This window comes from Umezawaea sp. (assembly GCF_057122925.1).
In genome coordinates this window covers 1-18378 of sequence record NZ_DBNGPQ010000139.1, presented here as the reverse complement: position 1 = coordinate 18378, position 18378 = coordinate 1, and the positions used below count along the sequence as shown (strand labels likewise).

Here is an 18378-nt window from a genome sequence, read left to right as displayed (position 1 = left end):
ACGCGGTCGTCCCGACCGGGACGACCGCGTCACGTCCTGCGCACCGCTCCGGTGAACCCGGCGACGAACAGCGTGGCGAACGCCCACGCCAGCGCCTTCAGCACCCAGCTCGCCACGGTGAGGACCGTTCCCCACCCGGTGCCGGTCGGCTCGCACCTCGCCCTCGCCCCGCCGGTGATGAGCGGTGCGCCCGCGTCCAACCCGAAGCCGATCCGGTCGATCAGCGCGCAGCCCTCCACCGGTGCCGCCGCCTGGCTCCGGACCTTCGCCAGTCCGCCCCAGCCGCCCAGGTACCCGGCCGCCGCTCCGGCGACCAGCAGGACGAGGAACAGGCCGAGCAGCGCGCGCCACGGTTGGTAGCCGTACCCGAGCGTCAGGCCGGTCAGCCTCGCCCACCCGCGTTCGAGCGCGCCGGTCAGGGCGTGCCGGTCGATCTGGTCCCGGCGCTGGGCCATGAGGACCCGCCGTGCGCTGCTGTCGTGCCCGGCGGCGCGTTCGGCGGCGGCCAGGTGCTGGTAGGGCTGGGCCGCGTACTCCGGCGTCCCGGTGCGCAGCACCTCCAGCCACTCGGCCGTGGTGACCCCCTGGGGCACGCCGGTGTGGGTGAGGCCGTTCACGGCCAGCCGAGGTCCCGGAGCGCCGCTGTTCCCGATGTGCCGCGGGGTGACGCGGAAGGCTCCGCCGACGGTGACGTCCGAGAGGTCGACGGTGGCGTCGGAGCCGGCGCCCACCGCCCAGAAGCAGTTGGTGAAGGTGAGCGAACGACCGAGCCGGGCCTGCGACATCCGCACGGCGGGACCGCTGCCGTTGGTCAGCTCCACGATGTCGAACACCACCTCCCCGTCGATCCTGGCCGAGGTGAGGGCGACGGTGCCCTGGCCGCCCGCGCCGACGAAGTCCACGTCCACGTCGAGGGCCAGCGCACCGCCCAGCCTCAGGTGGCCCGCGCCGAGCGCCGGACCCGATCCGTTGCGCACGGTGGCCCGCGAGAACTCCAGCCCACCTCCGATCCGCGCGTGCCGCAGGACGACGGCCCCGGTCTCACCGCTCCCGCGAGCGGTGAAACCGTCCCGGAGGAGGACCTGCCCGTCGACGACGACGCTCTCGGCGAACAGGGCCGGGCCCGAATCGTTGCGCACCGTGCCCGTGCACTCCAGGGTGGTCAGCTCAGCGCCCATCAACCCGACCGCACCACGGGGGCCGCTGCCGGTGGCGGTGAACCCGTCGCGCAGGAGGAGAGGTCCCTCGGCCTCCAGCGAATCGGCGTGCAGCGCGGGGCCCCCGCTGTTGTGCAGGACCGCTCCGCCGCAGTCGATCCCGCCCCCGATCCGGGCTCCTTGGAGGTTGATCGCCGCGTGGGGGCCGTGAGCCGTCGCGGTGAACCCCTCGCGCATGTCCACCGGGCCGTCGACCCGCATGGTCGAACCGTCGAGGGCCGAACCGCTGTGGCTCCTCAGCGTCGCACCGTTGAGGTTGAGCTCGCCACCGATCCGGGCCTCGCGGAGGAACAGCGCGCGCTCGCCGTGTCCGATGATCGTCGTGCCCCTGAGGACGAGGATCGGTGTGCGGAGCTGCCTGGCGATGAACGCGAGGTGGGTGGGGTGCTCGATCAGGCAGTCGGTCATCCGCAGCGGGCCGAGGTCGGCGTACCGCGCCTCGACACCCCGGTCGAGCAGGCACTCCGTGAGGCGGATCGCGACCCGGCTGGTCACGTTCATGAGGTCGAGCCTGCCGTCGATCCGGGCACCGCGGAGGTCGATGCCGTGCGGGTCCGGCTCCGGGGCGAGGCGGCCCAGCAGGACGTCGCGGATGACGTGCGAGCGGATCGTCCTGGTCTCGCCCCAGGAACGCATGGCGGTCTCGTCGGCAGGGCCGTCGGACAGGTCGAACGCCTCACCGCGTTCGACGGACTCGACGAGGGATCGTTCGAGGGCGTTCAGCGGGGTGGTCGAGGGCACAACAACCCATCGGCGACGCGGCCGCGAGCGTTAGGGCGGAGCGGGAGGGCCGTTCTCGGCCCTCCCGACGGTCACGCCAGGCGGTCGACGGCCGCGGCGATCCGCTCGTCCGGCGCGGTCAGCGCGATCCGCACGTGCCGGTCCCCGCCCGGCCCGTAGAACGTGCCGGGAGCGGCCAGGATGCCGCGTTCGGCGAGCCAGGCGACGGTGTCCCACGAGTTCTCGCCGCGGGTGGACCACAGGTACAGCCCGGCTTCGGAGTGGTCGACGGTGAACCCGGCGGCGCGCAGCGCGGGCAGCAGCACGGCTCGGCGGGCGGCGTAGCGGTCGCGCTGGGCGGTCACGTGCTCGTCGTCGGAGAGGGCCGCCGTCATCGCCGCCTGCACCGGCCTCGGCATGATCATCCCGGCGTGCTTGCGCAGTTCCAGCAGCTCGGCCACCAGCGCGGGATCGCCTGCGACGAACCCGGCCCGGTACCCGGCGAGGCTGGACGACTTCGACAGCGAGTGCACGGCCAGCAGCCCGTCCAGCGAACCGCCGGACACCGCGGGGTCGAGCACGGACACCGGGGTGGCGTCCCACGACAGGGCCAGGTAGCACTCGTCGGAGGCCACCACCGCACCGACGGCGCGGGCGGCCTCGACCGCGGCGGCCATCGCCGGCGCGGACAGCACCCGGCCGGTCGGGTTCGACGGCGAGTTCAGCCACACCAGCGACGTGCCCGCGGGGGGCGCCTCGCCGTCGGCGAGGCGCACCACCGAGGCACCGGCCAGCAGCGCGCCGACCTCGTACGTCGGGTACGCCAGCTCCGGGATGGCCACCACGTCGCCCGCGCCGAGACCCAGCAGCGTCGGCAGCCAGCCGACCAGCTCCTTCGAGCCGATCGTGGGCAGCACGGCGGCGGGGTCGAGCCCCACCAGGCCGTAGCGGCGCGCCAGCGAGCCCACGGCCGCCGAACGCAGCTCGGGGGTGCCGTGGGTGGTCGGGTATCCCGGCTGGTCCGCCACGGAACTGAGCGCGGTCTGGATCAGCGGCGGCACCGGGTCGACCGGGGTACCGATGGAGAGGTCGACCACGCCACCGGGGTGGGTGCGCGCCGCGGCGGCGTGATCGGCCAGCGAATCCCAGGGGAAGTCCGGCAGCACCGGACCCCTGCGCGTCCTCGTCACTCGGCGGAGGCCTGCGGGGGGAGAGCCTTGATCCAGTCCGGGTCGGCGCTGGTCTTGCCGACCTTGGAGGCGCCACCGGGCGAGCCGAGCGCGTCGAAGAAGTCCACGTTCGCCTTGGTGTAGTCCTTCCACTCGTCGGGGACGTCGTCCTCGTAGTAGATGGCCTCCACCGGGCACACCGGCTCGCAGGCGCCGCAGTCAACGCACTCGTCCGGGTGGATGTAGAGCATCCGGTCGCCTTCGTAGATGCAGTCGACGGGGCATTCCTCGATGCATGCCTTGTCGAGCAAGTCCACGCACGGCTGGGCGATCACATAGGTCACTGCGGTTCTCCTGCTCTTCCTGGTACACCGCGCAAGCCGCAGACTACGCGGCGAACTCGGCCAACTCGTGGTGAGGCTTGCCTTAGCGAGCCCGCGCTCGGCTCCGCGAAAACCAGTTTCCCGCACCGGGGAGGATGGTGGGGTGGATCCGGTCTTCGAGGTCGAACTGCGGTGTGCCGACGCGTGGCCCGCACAGGTCGAGGAACGGCTCGGCGACTGGAGGCTGCGCGCGGCGGGCGGCTTCACTGGCCGGGCCAACAGCACGCTGACCAGCGGCGACCCCGGCGTTCCCGTGCCGGAGGCGCTGCACCGGGCGGTCGTCTTCGCCAAGGCCAACGGCATCGGGCCGACCGCTCACGTCGTGAGTGATTCACGGCACGAAGATGCCGTCCGATCCGCCGGATGGGTGGTCGACGAGGGCCATCCGGGCGGTGCCGAGTCGGGGGTGCTGGTCGGTTCGCTCGCCGGTTTCCGGGGTGCGGAGGTGGCCGGGGTTTCGGTTTCCGACGTACCCGTTCCCGGATGGTGGGAGCTGGTGGCCTCGGGGACGCCGACCGACGCCCAGCGGCACGTGCTGGCCTCCGGGACCGGCACCGGGTTCGGGGTCGTCGAGCGGGACGGCGAGGTCGTCGCGGCCGTGCGCGGCGCCGTCGTCGGCGACCTGCTGCACATCGCCCGGCTCGCGGTGCGGCCGTCCCACCGGCGGCGGGGGCTGGCTCGGGGTCTGCTGGTGGGGTTGGCCGCGTGGGGCGCGGAGAGGGGCGCGGTGCGGTGCGCGCTCCAGGTGGCCGCGCACAACACGGCCGCCTGGGAGCTGTACGAGTCGCTGGGGTGCGTGGAGCACCACCGGTACCGCTACTGGGTGCCCGCCTAGCGGGGCTACCGGGTCCTGGCTCCCTTCGGCACGTGGTTGCGGCCCATCGACGCGCCCACGGCTACGGCGCCGGGCAGCGCGCCGCCCGCCAGCAGGGCCAGGCTGCGCCAGTCGTTGGGGAGCATCACGTCGCCGCCGGGGCCGAACAGGCCCAGCACCACGAGGGTCGTGAGCCACACCAGCAGCGGCGAGCTGGACACCAGCAGGCCGCGCTGGAGGTCCGAGGCCCACAGCACCAGCAGCGGTGTCGTGACGATCGCCACCACCACCGCCACCGGGAACGGCCAGTCCGCGCCCACCTGGGGCAGCAGGGTGCCGTCGAACCGGAGCGGGAGGTAGAACAGCTCCAGCACCGCCAGCACCAGGGATTCGACCCAGAGCATGGGCAGCACCCACCGCCCCGGCTTGCGGTCACCGCTCACCCGTCACCCCAGTCCACCGAACAGGTCTGCCTCGGCGCCCTCGCCGGAACCCCTGGCCAGCACGTAGAACTCGCCCCGCACGACCGGCTGGGCGATGCCGTTGGACAGCGCGTAGCTGGCCCCTCCCGCGCCGTCCTGCCACACGCTCACCTGCGTCGAGTGCGCCCGCAGCGCGCGCAGCTTCGCAGACAGGTGCTGGGAGACGTCGACGGTGGTGGTGATGATCGCGTCGTCGGTGACGGGCAGTTCGCCCGGCTCCGGCAGGCGGAACGGGAGGTCGGCCAGGTCCGCGAGCGCGGCGGCGCCCTGCTCCGTGGCGTCGCGGGAGGTGACGGCGTAGAAGACGCGGGCGACGTCCGGGACGGCGGCGGTGGCGGCCATGGTGATCTCGTGCGCGCGGATGTGGTCGGGGTGGCCGTAGCCGCCGAACGCGTCGTAGGTGACGACGACGTGCGGCTTCACCTGGCGGAGCACGTCGACCAGCGCCGAGACCTGCTCGTCGAGCGAACCCCGGACGAACGCCCTCGGGTGCTCGTTGGACGGCACGCCCACCATGCCGGAGTCGCGCCAGCGGCCGATGCCGCCCAGGAACCGGTGGTCGGTGACGCCCAGGGCGGCGCAGGCGGAGCGGAGTTCGGCGACCCGGTACCCGCCGAGCTGGTCGGCGGCGTCGGCGGCGAGTTCGCGCAGCCCGGCCGGGATGATCTCGCCCTCCTCGCCGAGGGTGCACGTGACGACGGTGACGTGGGCGCCGGTCGCCGCGTATCTCGCGATCGTGCCGCCCGTCCACAGGCTTTCGTCATCCGGGTGCGCGTGTACCAGCAACAACCGCGGTGGGGAGGTGAGCGTCACCGGATCAGAGTAGAGGCACTTGCGCACGGTCACAGGACGGCACCACCCCGGAATGCCGTCAGGGCCACCATAGCGCTGCCGTGGTGGCCCTGGCGGAACCCGGGGTGGAGCGGTCGATCAGCCCAGGAGCGAGCGCTCCTCGGCGAAGTGGCACGCGGACAGCGTGCCGTCGCCCGCCCCGCGGCGCTCCAGCTTCGGCTCCTCGACGGCGCAGATGTCCTGCGCCTTCCAGCAGCGCGTGCGGAACCGGCAGCCCGACGGGGGGTTGACCGGGCTGGGCACGTCGCCGGTGAGCACGATCCGCTGGCGCCTGCGCTCCAGCTTGGGGTCGGGCACCGGCACCGCGGACAGCAGCGCCTGCGTGTAGGGGTGCATCGGCCGCGCGTAGATGTCCTCGCGGTCACCGAGTTCGATGATCTTGCCGAGGTACATCACCGCGACGCGGTCCGAGATGTGCCGGACCACCGACAGGTCGTGCGCGACGAACAGGTAGGCCAGGCCCAGCCGTTCCTGGAGCTCCTCCAGGAGGTTGACCACACCGGCCTGCACGGACACGTCCAGCGCGGACACCGGCTCGTCCAGCACGACCAGCTTCGGGTTGAGCGCGAGCGCCCGTGCGATGCCGATGCGCTGCCGCTGTCCGCCCGAGAACTCGTGGGCGTAGCGGTTGCGGTGCTCCGGGTTCAGGCCGACGAGCTCCATCAGCTCGTTGACCCGGTGCTGGATGTCCGCCCCGTCGGCGCCGTGGATCTTGAACGGCTCCGAGATGATGTTGTTGATCTGCCAGCGCGGGTTCAGCGACGCGTAGGGGTCCTGGAACACGATCTGCATGTCCCTGCGGACGCCCTGGAGCGCCTTGCCGCGGAGCTTGGTCAGCTCCTTGCCCTCGAACTTCACCGACCCGGAGGTCGGCTTGTGCAGCTGGAGGATCGCGCGGCCCGACGTGGACTTGCCGCAGCCGGACTCGCCGACCAGCCCCAGCGTCTCGCCGGGGTACAGGTCGAACGAGATGCCGGACACGGCCTGGACCTGGCCCACGGTGCGCGGGATGATCCCGCCGCCGCGGACCGGGAACGACTTGACCAGGTCGTTGACCTCGAGCAGGGGCGTCTTGCCCGCGTTCTTGGCCGCGGAGGAGGGTTTCACCGCGGTCAGGACGCTGGGCCCGTCGGTCGGGGTCGTCATGACGTCGGGTTCTCCTCTTCTTCCTGCATCCGGGCTTCCACCACGTCGACGTCCTCGACGATGGGCATGTCCGGGTCGGCGACGAGGAGCGAGGCGGGGTTCTCGACCACGCCGATCTCGTCCGTCGCGAACAGCTTCTGCGGGTCCACGAGGGTGGCCAGGTGCGCGGACCGGTGGCAGCGGGAGAAGTGCCCGGCGCGATCGGTCTCCAGCAGTTCCGGCTCCACCTCGCGGCATTCGTCGACCGCCAGCGGGCAGCGCGGGGAAAACGCGCAGCCGGGCGGCAGGTTCATCAGCGAGGGCGGCGCGCCCTTGATGGGCGTGAGCCGCTTGCCGAGCAGGCTCGGGTTCGGGATCGACCCCAGCAGGCCGACGGTGTAGGGCATCCGCTGGGCTTCGAAGACCTCGTCCACGCCGCCCTGCTCGACGACCGTGCCGCCGTACATGACCTGCACGCGGTCCACCATGCCCGCCACGACGCCGAGGTCGTGGGTGATCACGATGATGCCCGCGTTCGTCTCGTCCCTGATCCGCAGCAGCGTGTCCAGGATCTGCGCCTGCACGGTGACGTCCAGCGCGGTCGTGGGCTCGTCGGCCACGATCACGTCGGGGTCGTTGATGATCGCCATCGCGATCATCACGCGCTGCCGCATGCCGCCGGAGAACTCGTGCGGGTACTGCGAGGCGCGCCGGTCGGGCTGCGGGATGCCGACGAGCTCCAGGGAGTCGACGGCCTTGGCCCACGCGGCCTTCTTCGACACATCGTGGTGCGCGCGGTAGGCCTCGGCGAGCTGCCAACCCACGGTGTAGACCGGGTTCAGCGACGTCATCGGGTCCTGGAAGATCATCGAGATGTTGTTGCCGCGCACCGGCATCATCTGCTTGTAGTCCCGGCCGACGAGCTCGTGGTCCTTGAACTTGATGGACCCCTCGACGACGGCCGTCTTGGGCAGCAGACCCATGATCGCCATGGACGACACCGACTTGCCGGAACCCGACTCGCCCACGACGCCCAGCACCTCGCCGGGAGCGAGCGTGAACGACACGTTCCGCACCGCGTGCACGACGCCGTCGTCGGTCGGGAAGTCGACCGACAGGTCCCTGACCGTCAGCAGCTTCTCGTTCGAGGAGGACCGGCCGGAGGACTCGGGCGCGTCCATCACATCGAGCTCGCTCATGCCTTCACCCTCTTCTGCCTCGGGTCGAAAGCGTCCCGGAGCCCGTCACCGATGAAGTTCACCGACAGCGAGATCAGCACGATGAACACGAAGGGGATCAGGAACAGCCACGGGTGCAGGTTCAACTCGTTCTTGTTCAGCGAGATCATCAGCCCGAGCGAGGTGTCCGGGCTGTGCACGCCGAGGCCGATGAACGACAGCGCGGCCTCCAGCAGCACGGCCTGGGCCACCGCGAGCGTCGCGTTCACGATGATGACGTCCACCGTGTTGGGCAGGATGTGCCGGAAGATGATCCGCGGCGTCGACGCGCCCAGCGCGCGGGCGGCCTCCACGAACTCCTTCTCGCGCAGCGACAGCACCATGCCGCGGATGACGCGGGCGATGGAGAGCCAGCCGATCAGGCCGAGGTAGAGGGCCACGACGAGCCAGTTGCTGCCGCCGTTGCTGCCCGTGGCCGAGGCCACGAAGCTGTTGCGCACCAGCACCGCCGCGATGATGAACGACGGGATCACCAGCAGCAGGTCGATGAACCGGCTGATGGCCGTGTCGACCCAGCCGCCCTTGTAGCCCGCCAGCGCGCCGAGGACCACGCCGATGAGCGTGGACAGGAACGCCACGACCAGCGCGATCTGGAGCGAGAACTGGGTGCCGCGGATCGTCTGGGCCACCATGTCGGCGCCCAGCCGGTCCGTGCCGAAGGGGTGGTCCGCCGTCGGGTCCTGGTACCGGGGGAACCCGAGGTCGGTGTAGGAGTACTGCCAGAAGGCGCTGCCCAGGAAGGAGAACAGCACCAGCAGGACGAAGATCACCACACCGACGACCGCGGCGCGGTGCCGGAGGAACCGGCGTGCGATGACCTGCCACTGCTTGCGCGCCGACGACGAGTCGAACTGGCTCTTGTCGGCGGTGGTGGGAGCCGCGGGTGGCACCGCGGGCGTAGTCAGGTCAGTCAAGGCGGATCCTCGGGTCCATGAACGCGTAAAGGATGTCCGCGATCAGGTTGAAGACGATGATGAACACGGCTGTCACCATCATGAAGCCCAGCACCTGGAACGGTTCGAGCTTGGTGATGGCGTCCACCAGGAACTTGCCCATGCCCGACCACCCGAACACCGTCTCGGTGATCACGGCACCGCCGATCGTCGCGCCGAAGTTCAGCGACGACACGGTGACGATGGGGATCAGCGCGTTGCGGAAGGCGTGGCGGAACACCGACCGCGCCTGGGAGATGCCCTTGGCCTGCGCGGTGCGGACGTAGTCCGCGTTCAGGGTGTCCAACATGGACGCGCGCTGGAACCGGCTGTAGAGCGCGAACTGGATGGCGACCAGCGAGATGGTCGGCAGGATGTACGCGCCGGTGTACTGGAAGAACTGCTCCCCGAAGCCACCCTTGAAGCCGTCGCCCGGTGGTCCGGCCGTGACGATCCATCTGTCCGCGCCGATGGATTCGAGCCAGTTGTTGAGCGAGATGCCGCCGGTCTTGAGGATGAGGGCGACGCAGAACAGGGGCATCGAGAACATCGCGAACGATATTCCGGTGGCCGTGTAGTCGAAGAGCGAATACTGTCTGACCGCGCCGATGACGCCGACGGCCATGCCGAGCAGCAGGGCGATGATCTCGGCGACGATCACGAGCCGGAAGGTCACGACGAAGGCCTTGCCGATGTCCTCCTTCACGTCGCGGCCCGCGTTGCCGGGGACGACGGACTCGCCCCAGTCGCCGGTGACGAAGTTGCCCGCCCAGTCGCCGTAGCGTTCGAGGAAGGGCTTGTTGTAGCCGGTCCGCTCGTACGCCGCGGTGATCTCAGCGGGGGTGCGCGGCTTCTGCAACTTCCACTCACCCAGGGGGTCGCCCATGGCCGTGGTGAGCCCGAAGCAGAGGAAGGACGCCAGGATCAACAGCGGGATGGAAATCATCAACCGCCGGATTATGTATCGCAGCATGAGAGGTTCTCCCTAGGCACCCGCGGGCGCGGGAGCCTACCGGACGGTGACACCGTCCGGGGGGCTGGTGCTCGTGGCACCAGCCCCCCGGCCCGGTTTGGTTGATTCAGAACAACTCGGTGACTACTTCTTCTGCCACGCGAAGATGTTCCAGGTGACACCGCCGCCGACGCCCACGTAACCGATCGGGCCGATGTCGGCGCTCGAAGCCGCGAAGTCGGGCAGCTGGAAGAGCGGGATGCTGTGGAGGTCGTCGCGCATCTGCTTGTCGACCTCGTTCATCAGCGTCGTGCGCTTCTGGTAGTCCAGCTCACCGTTGGCGGTCTTCCACTTCTCGTCCACGGCCGGGGAGGAGTAGTTGTTGTAGTTGCCGGAGCCGCCCTTGTCCTTGCTGGCGTAGTTGCCGTACGCGCCGGCCTTCAGGGGCTGGCCGACCCACGCGAACAGGGCCGCGTCGAACTCGCCTGCCGGGAGTCGCTTGTCGTTGAAGTCGACGTCCTGGTCGTCCACGATCTCGATGCCGGCCTGCTTGCACTTGTCCTGGAGGATGCGGACGGTGTCGGCACGACGCTGCACGACCTTGTGGCCGAGCTTGAAGGACGCGCGGAACTCGCCCTTGGTGTAGATGCCGTCAGCGCCCTGCTTCCAGCCCGCGGTCTCCAGGGTCTTCTTGGCCGTGTCGACCTCGCCCTTGCCGATGTCGCCGAAGTGCTCCTCGTAGCCGACCTCGTTGGGCATGAAGGTGAGGCTGTTCAGCGGCTTGGCGTTCGGGTCGACGTCCTTGACCAGCTTGTCGACCAGCGACTGGCGGTCGAAGCACTGGGCGATGGCCAGGCGCAGTTCCGGGTTGTCCTTGAACAGCGGGCGCGCCATGTTGAAGTCGACGTGCTCGAAGGTCTGGCCACCGGCGGCGAAGACGTTGAACGCGCTGTCGCCGCGGAGCTGCTGCGCGACGGCCGGGTCGGCCTGCGGAGCGATGACCTGGACTTCCTTGTTCTGCAGCTGCTGGGCCGCGGACTGGGAGTCGGTGTTGGTCTTCAGGACGATCTTGGAGGCGGAACCCTTCTCGCCCCACCACTTCGGGTTGCGCTCCAGGACCGTCTGGTCCTTCAGGTCCGACGAGGTGATCGTGTAGGGACCACCGGAGAGGGCGACGGAGGCGTCGAAGGCGAGCCAGCCCTTGGTGTAGAAGTCGGCGACCTTCTTGACGGTCTCGTCGTTCTGGGTCGGGAGGACCTTGGTGATGTCCGCGACGCCGGTCTTCTCCTCGAGGATGTGCGCGGGGAGGAGGCCGTCGCTACCGGGGGAGGAGAAGATGCCGCGGTAGTCCGCGTAGTTCTTGCCCTGGAAGAACGTGGTGGTGATGGTCTTGTTGTTGTCCGAGCACTCGAGCTTCTCGATGTCCTCGTAGCCGGTCGGGCTGGAGTCGAAGATGCTGGCCTCGGAGCCGTCCTCACCCTTCACCGTCGCCTTGCTGGCGCCGGCGAGCCACTTCAGGTGGAAGTCCTTGCAGTCGATCGGCTTGCCGTTCGACCAGACCGCTTCCTTGCGGACCTTCCACACGATGGTCTGCGGGGAGTTCGAGGTGACCTCGATCGACTCCATCAGGTCGCCGTCGACCTTGATCACGAGCTTGCCGTCGACGAGCTCGGAGATGAACGGGGAGGGCTGGACCGACGACAGCGCGATGGTGCTGGAGAAGTTGTTCGTCGCGCCGATGTTGTTGTTGTAGTTGTGGAAGCCCTCTTCCACGGCAACGGCGATCTCGCCGATGTCGTTCACCTTCGGGCGCTTGTAGACCTGGTCGGCGCCACCGACATCACCAGGGTTGGAATCCTGCTGCCCGGCATCGCCGGTGCCGCCCGAACCGCCCGAGCCGCACGCACCCAGGACGAGTGCGGAGCTCGTCAGCAGCGCGAGCGCCGAGACAGCCTTTGATTTCCTCATCGACACGTGCCCTCCTAGCACCGGGTTGGAGCGGCCGTTTGAGCCGTCGTCCACCCATAACCGTGATGTGCCTAACGCGCCCCGAACCGACACACCGTTGCAGCACGATAAGAACGGTTGAGCAGCACGGTCACTGCCCAGGGGTCGATCGTGACCAAAGGGTGACACGCTGGTAGCAGCAAGCAACTTCACGGTTACCGGGCGGGAGCGTCCGTTAACCGGACGGAGGGAATACTGTCAAAATTAACATCCCGTTGTCGATCGAGGAAGGGGCAGTCGCGAAGTCGATCGTCAGCCGCCCTCGCGCCGCCACGTGGCCGCTCCGCTGAGCGGCCCCGCGAAGGGTGCTCCGATGTCCGCTCCCTGCGCCTCCGGAAGGACTACCAGGAAGTCCGCCACCTGGAACAACGGGAGCGCAATCGCTTGCTGCCAGAGCACCGGTTCGATCTTGGTCAGGGCGTCGGCGAGCAGCGTTCGACCGCTCAGCGCGTCGTCGATCACGGGCTGGAGCGTTTGGTCGCAGAAGCCCGAGGGGTTCGCTGGAACGGGTGTCGACCCGGCCGCCGCGGAGGGTCGGCAGCCGAACGACGAGGCCAGCGTGGCGGCCGGATCACCCGTGTCCACCCGCGGGATCACGGTGAGGTCGACCGCGGTGCCCGGTTCACCACTCGGCGACCCGATGAGTTCCTGTCCGAACAGCTCGTTCGCGGGCGGGGAGATCACCTTGGCCTGGATCCCGGCCACCGCGAGCTGGCGCTGGACCTGGGTGGCGACGGCGCCGTAGGGCTCCGCCCCTTCCGACGCCGCGATGACCAGGTCCAAAGGCTTCCCGTCCCGCGACCACACGCCCCCGTCGGGCCGGACGTACCCGGCCTCGCCGAGCAGGCGGGCGGAGGTCGCCAGGTCCAGCCCGGTGCCCGGCGGGATCGTCGGCACGTAGCCGGGCTTGCTCGGGGGGACCACCTGCGAGTCGGCCCGCAGCTGGGCCGACGGCCCGTTGCCCGACCCGACCGCGATCAGCGCGTCCCGGTCGAGCGCGGCCATCACCGCCTGGCGGACCTTGGGGTCGGCGAGCTGCGCGGACGCCGGGCGCAGCAGGACCTGGACCACCTCCGGCCTCGGCACGGGCTTGCTCACGAGCGGCGTCGTCCTCGCCAGGTCGGCGACCGTGTTCAGCGCGATGGCGTCGGCGCGGATCAGCGCCACCTGGTCGTCCCGGTCGCGCAGCGCGGCCACGATGCCCTCGTGGCTCGCCCGGCGGAGCACCACCCGGTCCAGCGCGGTCGCCTGCTCCCAGTAGCGGTCGCTGCGCTCCAGGACGATCTCGCCGCGCGGCTGGTCGAGCGTCTTGACCTGGAAGGGCCCGCCCGTGGCCGGGAAGCTGTCCGCCAGCGCGGTCGCCCAGCCACCCGGCTGGTCCTTGAGCAGGTGGGCGGGCAGCAGGTTGCCGAACAGGGAGCGCCAGCCGGGGTAGGGCTTGGCGAACGTGACCTCGACGGTCTTGCCGCCGTCGCGCGAGGCGATGTTGGAGATCAGCCGGTAGCCCGCCGGGTCCACGACACCGGGCTCGCCGCGCATGCGCTGCCAGAGGTAGACGAAGTCCTCGGCGGCGATCGGCGCGGTGTCGGTCCACGAGGCGTCCTGGCGGACCGTGTAGCTGACGGTGTACGGGTCGGTCGCCGTCACCTCGGCCGAGACCATCAGCGTGGTGTCGAGCTGGGGGGTGCCGTCCGGGGCGGTGCGGAAGACGGAGGGGAGCAGGAGGCTCGTGAGGGCCGTGGTGATCGTGGACTGGCCCGCGGTGGTGTGCGGGTTGTAGCTGCCCTTGACGTCGTCCACGCCCACGACGACCTCGTTGAGGGTTTCCTCGGGGACCACGGACATGCCGGGGGTGGAGGGGACCAGGGGGACCGGGCCCGAGTTGGTGCAGGCTGTGAGGGTCAGGGCCGCGGTCAACGCTGCTGCTGCTTTTCTAGTCCCCCCAGACCGAGTCATGTCCCGCAGCCTGCCAGACGGGGTTGACCGTTGACGTGGGGGCCTTGGGTTCATGTGCGGGGGACGCGCGGGGGGTTGGTCGGGTTGTCCTGGGCCGGTCCGCCGACCTGGGACCGGCCGATGTGACGCGGGGCCCCTGGATCCGCCCCCGCGATCGGGCTGGAGGGCGGGCGGTGTGGTGACCACCTGCCGATCCACCGGGGTGCTGGTCGCCTTTTTTGAGGTCTTGGGCTGTGGTCGTGCCGGTTGATCCTCGCCCCTTCATGCGAGAAGGGGCCGCCTCTGCCGAGAGGCGGCCCCTTCTTCTTCGCTGATGTCCTGTTAGCCGCGGAGCTTGTTGCGGGAGCGCTCGCGGCCTCGGGAGTTGGCGTCGAGGATCAGCTTGCGGACGCGGACCACGTCGGGGGCCACTTCCACGCACTCGTCCGAGGCGCAGAACTCCAGGGCCTCTTCCAGCGAGAGCTTGCGGGGGCGGGCCAGGGTTTCCATCACGTCCGCGGAGGACTGGCGCATGTTGGTGAGCTTCTTCTCACGGCACACGTTGATGTCGAGGTCCTCGGCGCGCGGGTTCTCGCCCACGACCATGCCCTCGTAGGCGTCAGCGCCCGGCTCGACGAAGAAGGTGCCGCGGTCGGCGAGCTGGATCATCGCGTAGGCGGTGATCATGCCCGAGCGGTCGGCGACCAGGGAGCCGTTGTGGCGGGTGCGGATCTCGCCCGCCCACGGGCCGTAGCCCTCGGAGACGGCGTTGGCGATGCCGGTGCCGCGGGTCTCCGTGAGGAACTCCGTGCGGAAGCCGATGAGGCCGCGGGACGGGATCACGTAGTCGAGCTTCACGCGACCGCTGCCGTGGCCGGACATGTTCTCCATGCGGCCCTTGCGGTTCGCGAGGAGCTGGGTGACGGCGCCGAGGTGCTCCTCGGGGGCGTCGATGGTGACGCGCTCGAAGGGCTCGTGCAGCTTGCCGTCGACGGTGCGGGTGACCACCTGCGGCTTGCCGACGGTCAGCTCGAAGCCCTCGCGGCGGATCTGCTCGACCAGGATGGCCAGCGCCAGCTCGCCACGGCCCTGCACCTCCCAGGTGTCGGGGCGCTCGGTCGGGAGGACGCGGATCGAGACGTTGCCGACCAGCTCCGAGTCGAGGCGGGCCTTGAGCACGCGCGCGGTGAGCTTGGTGCCGCCGCCGCGACCGGCCAGCGGCGAGGTGTTGACGCCGATGGTCATCGAGATGGCCGGGAGGTCGACGGTGATGCGCTCGAGCGGCACCGGGTTGTCGGCGTCGGCGAGCGTGTCGCCGATCGTGATGTCCGGGATGCCCGCGATGGCGACCAGGTCGCCCGCGTGGGCCTCCTCGGTCGGGACGCGGTCGAGGGCCTCGGTGATCAGCAGCTCGGTGATGCGGACGCGCTGGGTCGTGCCGTCCTCGCGGCACCAGGCGACCCAGTCGCCCTTGCGCATGCTGCCCGAGTGGATGCGGCACAGCGCGATGCGGCCGAGGAACGACGACGCGTCGAGGTTCGTGACCAGCGCCTGGAGCGGGGCGTTGACGTCGCCTCGCGGGGCCGGGATGTGGTTGAGCAGCACCTCGAACAGGGTGTCGAGGTTCTCCTCGTCCGGGAGGCCGCCGTCGGCGGGCTGGGTCATGCTGGCGCGACCGGCGCGGGCCGACGCGTACACGACCGGGAGGTCGAGCACGGAGTCGTCGGCGCCGACCTCGGCGGCCAGTTCGAGCAGCAGGTCGTGGGCCTCGTCGACGACCTCGCTGATGCGGGCGTCGGGGCGGTCGACCTTGTTGACGACCAGGATCACGGGCAGGCCCGCGGCCAGGGTCTTGCGCAGCACGAAGCGGGTCTGCGGGAGCGGGCCCTCGCTGGCGTCGATGAGCAGCACGACGCCGTCGACCATGGAGAGGCCGCGCTCGACCTCACCGCCGAAGTCGGCGTGGCCGGGGGTGTCGACGACGTTGATCGTCACCGGGCCGTCGGGCGTCTCGCGGCGAACGGCGGTGTTCTTCGCGAGGATGGTGATGCCCTTCTCGCGTTCGAGGTCACCGGAGTCCATGACTCGGTCGACGAGTTCGGCGCGAGCCGAGAACGCTCCGGACTGCCGGAGCATGGCGTCGACGAGGGTGGTCTTGCCGTGGTCAACGTGCGCGACGATCGCGACGTTGCGCAGGTCAGCACGCACCTGAGCGGGCGATTCGTTGATCGACGCGGTGGCCGTGGGCACGCGGAACTCCTAGAGCTGGAAGTCGAGGAAGGGGGCCAGCGCCAGGACGGAGATCGCGCGCAGCCTTCACAAGAGTACCGGCTTCGTTGCCAATACCACACATCGCCGGGGGTGAGGTCAGCCTCACCTAGTCTGGGAATGAACCCCATGGGAGGAGCTCACCGCACGTGGGCAAGGTGAAGAAGAAGTGCTGCCGGTCGACGCCCCGGTGCAAGAAGTGCCCGGTCGTGGCGCTGCTGAAGGCCCGTGACAAGGCCAAGAAGAAGGCGCTCAAGAAGGAGCGCAAGAAGGAGAAGAAGGCGGCGTGATCCGCCCGTCCGGTCCCCTGGCGGCCGGATGGTCGAGCGCGGCGGCGGTCAGGCCGGGATGGCCTCGTTGAGCCTCGTCAGCTCCGGCGCCGTCCGCGTGGCCCGGAACTCGGTCACCTCGTAGCGGGCCAGCCGCTGCACCACGTACGGGCAGGTCGCCATGATGGCGTCCAGCCTCCCGCGCGTCATGGCCTTCGCGAGGATCACGACCCCGTCCGGTGGGATCTGCCGCCCCGAGACGAGGAAGTGCCCGGCCTCGTACTGCCTCGTGGACCACGCGACGTGGTCCGGCAGCGCCAGGTCGACGACGTCCAGGGGTCGGGTGAACTCCAGCACGACGATGTACATAGAAGAAATGTAGACCCGCCAGACAAGGCCCGAACACGATAAGCTCGCGGCCATGCGCAGTCTTCACACGTTCTGGTGGCCCGCCTTCAGGCGGCCCTAGAACCTGCGTCGAGACGACCACAGGCCGCCCGCTCGGGCGGCCTTCGTCATGTCTGGGGTCCCGCGCCGACGGGTGGCACACCTGTCGAAGGGACCCACCATGATCAGGCTTTCCGCCATCACGCCGTCCGGCCACGTCCAGCTGGGCAACTACCTCGGCGCCATCCGCCGCTGGGCCGCCGAGGGCACCGAGCAGGACGTGTACTTCATCAGCGACCTGCACGCCATGACGACCTCGCACAACCCGTCGAAACTCCGATCGCTGACCCGCGAGCAGCTCGCGCTCCTCATCGCGGCCGGGGTCGACCCGCACTCGGTGTCGGTGCAGTCGGACCTCGTCCGCGAACTGGGCGCGCTGACCTGGATCCTGGAGTGCACCTGCACCTACGGCGAGGCCGCGCGGATGATCCAGTTCAAGGAGAAGTCCGCGGGCCGGGACTCCGTCCGGTTGAGCCTGCTCACCTACCCGGTGCTCATGGCGGCCGACATCCTGCTCCAGGGCGCGCACGAGGTGCCCGTCGGCGACGACCAGGCCCAGCACGTGGAGCTGGCGCGGGCGTTGGCCAAGCGGTTCAACGGCACGTACGGCGAGGTGTTCGTGATGCCGCGCGGGACCGTCCCGCCGACCGCGGCACGCGTGCGCGACCTCGCCGACCCCTCGCGGAAGATGGCCAAGACGGCCTCCGACGCGGCCGGGACGGTGTTCGTGCTCGACCCGCCGGACCTCATCCGGCGCAAGATCAAGCGGGCCGTCACGGACAACCTCAACCAGGTGCGCTACTCCCCCGACGAGCAGCCGGGGGTGGCGAACCTGCTGGAGGTCATCGCGGCCTGCACCGGGAAGGCCCCCGAGGAGATCGCGGACGGGCTGGGGAGCTACGCGGAGCTGAAGGAGGAGGCGTCGGAGGCCGTCGTCGAGGAGCTGCGCGGGGTCCGGGAGCGGACGTTGGCGCTGCTGGACGACGCGACCGAGCTGGACCGGGTGCGTCGCGCGGGCGCGGAGCGCGCCCGCGCGCGGGCGCAGCACCGGTTGGACGCGGCGCTGCGGATGACCGGGCTGGGGTGACGGACGTGGTGGGCGCGGGTCAGCCGCGCCCACCCCACTTCCGGCGGGCCGCCCCGGCGCCGCCCGCGACCGCGGCGAGCACCGCGGTTCCGGTGGGCGACACCGCGGCGACGGCGACGATCATGGCGGTCACCAGCAGCAGGGCGGGGAACAGCCGGAGGAGGAACCGCAGAGCGGGGAACAGCCGGAGAAGGAACCGCAGAGCGGGGAACAGCCGCGGAGGAGCCCGCAGGGCGGGAGCAGCCGGCGGAGGACCCGCGCGGTGTTCCGCGTCCGCCGGTCACCGCGCACGATGCCGTCGAGCACCGCCCAGCCGGTGGTACCGCCGTTTCGGCCTGCCCCTCTCGGCGGGATCGACGTCCTCCCACCTGCTCTCCAGCCGCGCCAGGACCGTGCCGCTCGGCGGTCCGGCCGCCGAGCGGATCTCCGGTCCGCGCGTCTCGCGCGCCGGGTCGTCCACGAGCCGACGCGGCACGAGCCG

16 protein-coding genes and 1 pseudogene are annotated in these 18378 nt (G+C 70.3%); 3 read left to right on the top strand and 14 right to left on the bottom strand.

What is annotated here, in order from left to right:
• Window positions 1–29 precede the first annotated feature (29 nt).
• The 3 genes from AC156L_RS31475 to fdxA all read right to left on the bottom strand — a co-directional run bounded on the left by AC156L_RS31475 (window position 30) and on the right by fdxA (window position 3450).
• Window positions 30–1958, bottom strand: a complete 1929-nt coding sequence (locus tag AC156L_RS31475) for a hypothetical protein (protein ID WP_330877624.1) — start codon at window positions 1956–1958, stop codon at window positions 30–32.
• Window positions 1959–2029: 71 nt separating this feature from the next.
• A complete protein-coding gene (dapC, locus tag AC156L_RS31470) occupies window positions 2030–3127 on the bottom strand; it encodes a succinyldiaminopimelate transaminase (RefSeq protein WP_330877625.1) in 1098 nt (365 codons plus the stop codon).
• Window positions 3124–3450, bottom strand: a complete 327-nt coding sequence (gene fdxA, locus AC156L_RS31465; RefSeq protein WP_330877626.1) for a ferredoxin — start codon at window positions 3448–3450, stop codon at window positions 3124–3126. Before fdxA ends, dapC begins: the two co-directional genes overlap by 4 nt.
• Before the next feature lie 142 nt (window positions 3451–3592).
• Between fdxA and AC156L_RS31460 the strand changes: the two genes are divergently transcribed.
• Window positions 3593–4324, top strand: coding sequence for a GNAT family N-acetyltransferase (locus AC156L_RS31460; RefSeq protein WP_330877627.1), 732 nt, complete (start codon window positions 3593–3595; stop codon window positions 4322–4324).
• A 5-nt stretch (window positions 4325–4329) separates the two neighbouring features.
• On the opposite strand, the gene AC156L_RS31455 is transcribed toward AC156L_RS31460, so the two are convergent.
• The 9 genes from AC156L_RS31455 to typA form a co-directional block, all read right to left on the bottom strand.
• Window positions 4330–4746, bottom strand: a complete 417-nt coding sequence (locus tag AC156L_RS31455) for a hypothetical protein (protein ID WP_330877628.1) — start codon at window positions 4744–4746, stop codon at window positions 4330–4332.
• A 3-nt stretch (window positions 4747–4749) separates the two neighbouring features.
• Window positions 4750–5598 (bottom strand): N-acetyl-1-D-myo-inositol-2-amino-2-deoxy-alpha-D-glucopyranoside deacetylase, encoded by an 849-nt coding sequence (gene mshB / locus AC156L_RS31450; RefSeq protein ID WP_330877629.1) that lies wholly within the window; start codon window positions 5596–5598, stop codon window positions 4750–4752.
• A 117-nt stretch (window positions 5599–5715) separates the two neighbouring features.
• Window positions 5716–6783 (bottom strand): ABC transporter ATP-binding protein, encoded by a 1068-nt coding sequence (locus tag AC156L_RS31445; protein ID WP_330877630.1) that lies wholly within the window; start codon window positions 6781–6783, stop codon window positions 5716–5718.
• Window positions 6780–7961: an ABC transporter ATP-binding protein gene (locus AC156L_RS31440; RefSeq protein ID WP_484407542.1), complete on the bottom strand. Its 1182-nt coding sequence runs from the start codon at window positions 7959–7961 to the stop codon at window positions 6780–6782. The genes AC156L_RS31445 and AC156L_RS31440 overlap by 4 nt, the downstream gene beginning before the upstream one ends.
• Window positions 7958–8914, bottom strand: a complete 957-nt coding sequence (locus AC156L_RS31435; protein ID WP_484407541.1) for an ABC transporter permease — start codon at window positions 8912–8914, stop codon at window positions 7958–7960. Before AC156L_RS31435 ends, AC156L_RS31440 begins: the two co-directional genes overlap by 4 nt.
• A complete protein-coding gene (locus AC156L_RS31430; protein ID WP_484407540.1) occupies window positions 8907–9905 on the bottom strand; it encodes an ABC transporter permease in 999 nt (332 codons plus the stop codon). The genes AC156L_RS31435 and AC156L_RS31430 overlap by 8 nt, the downstream gene beginning before the upstream one ends.
• 123 nt (window positions 9906–10028) lie before the next feature.
• Window positions 10029–11852: an ABC transporter family substrate-binding protein gene (locus tag AC156L_RS31425; RefSeq protein WP_484407539.1), complete on the bottom strand. Its 1824-nt coding sequence runs from the start codon at window positions 11850–11852 to the stop codon at window positions 10029–10031.
• A gap of 291 nt (window positions 11853–12143) precedes the next feature.
• Window positions 12144–13736, bottom strand: coding sequence for an ABC transporter family substrate-binding protein (locus AC156L_RS31420; RefSeq protein ID WP_484407537.1), 1593 nt, complete (start codon window positions 13734–13736; stop codon window positions 12144–12146).
• A 432-nt stretch (window positions 13737–14168) separates the two neighbouring features.
• The gene (typA, locus tag AC156L_RS31415) at window positions 14169–16076 is read right to left on the bottom strand and encodes a translational GTPase TypA (protein ID WP_484407536.1); all 1908 of its coding nucleotides are present in this window, start codon (window positions 16074–16076) and stop codon (window positions 14169–14171) included.
• Between the two features lie 167 nt (window positions 16077–16243).
• Between typA and AC156L_RS31410 the strand changes: the two genes are divergently transcribed.
• On the top strand, window positions 16244–16384 hold the full coding sequence (locus tag AC156L_RS31410) for a hypothetical protein (RefSeq protein WP_484407535.1): 141 nt from the start codon (window positions 16244–16246) through the stop codon (window positions 16382–16384).
• Window positions 16385–16432: 48 nt separating this feature from the next.
• On the opposite strand, the gene AC156L_RS31405 is transcribed toward AC156L_RS31410, so the two are convergent.
• Window positions 16433–16732 (bottom strand): YciI family protein, encoded by a 300-nt coding sequence (locus AC156L_RS31405; RefSeq protein WP_484407534.1) that lies wholly within the window; start codon window positions 16730–16732, stop codon window positions 16433–16435.
• A gap of 199 nt (window positions 16733–16931) precedes the next feature.
• Between AC156L_RS31405 and trpS the strand changes: the two genes are divergently transcribed.
• Window positions 16932–17897 carry a tryptophan--tRNA ligase gene (trpS, locus tag AC156L_RS31400; protein WP_484407533.1) on the top strand — a complete coding sequence of 322 codons (966 nt, stop codon included), beginning with the start codon at window positions 16932–16934 and terminating at the stop codon, window positions 17895–17897.
• A 280-nt stretch (window positions 17898–18177) separates the two neighbouring features.
• On the opposite strand, the pseudogene AC156L_RS31395 reads toward trpS, so the two are convergent.
• Window positions 18178–18378, bottom strand: a pseudogene (locus AC156L_RS31395) (PadR family transcriptional regulator); the annotation flags it as partial.

Excerpts from the sequence above, each read along its gene's own strand:
- AC156L_RS31430 (WP_484407540.1), bottom strand. The coding sequence starts at position 9,905 with ATGCTGCGATACATAATCCGGCGGTTGATGATTTCCATCCCGCTGTTG.
- AC156L_RS31420 (WP_484407537.1), bottom strand. The coding sequence starts at position 13,736 with ATGTCCGTGGTCCCCGAGGAAACCCTCAACGAGGTCGTCGTGGGCGTG.
- AC156L_RS31440 (WP_484407542.1), bottom strand. The coding sequence starts at position 7,961 with ATGAGCGAGCTCGATGTGATGGACGCGCCCGAGTCCTCCGGCCGGTCC.
- AC156L_RS31425 (WP_484407539.1), bottom strand. The coding sequence starts at position 11,852 with ATGAGGAAATCAAAGGCTGTCTCGGCGCTCGCGCTGCTGACGAGCTCC.
- trpS (WP_484407533.1), top strand. The coding sequence starts at position 16,932 with ATGATCAGGCTTTCCGCCATCACGCCGTCCGGCCACGTCCAGCTGGGC.
- AC156L_RS31405 (WP_484407534.1), bottom strand. The coding sequence starts at position 16,732 with ATGTACATCGTCGTGCTGGAGTTCACCCGACCCCTGGACGTCGTCGAC.
- AC156L_RS31445 (WP_330877630.1), bottom strand. The coding sequence starts at position 6,783 with ATGACGACCCCGACCGACGGGCCCAGCGTCCTGACCGCGGTGAAACCC.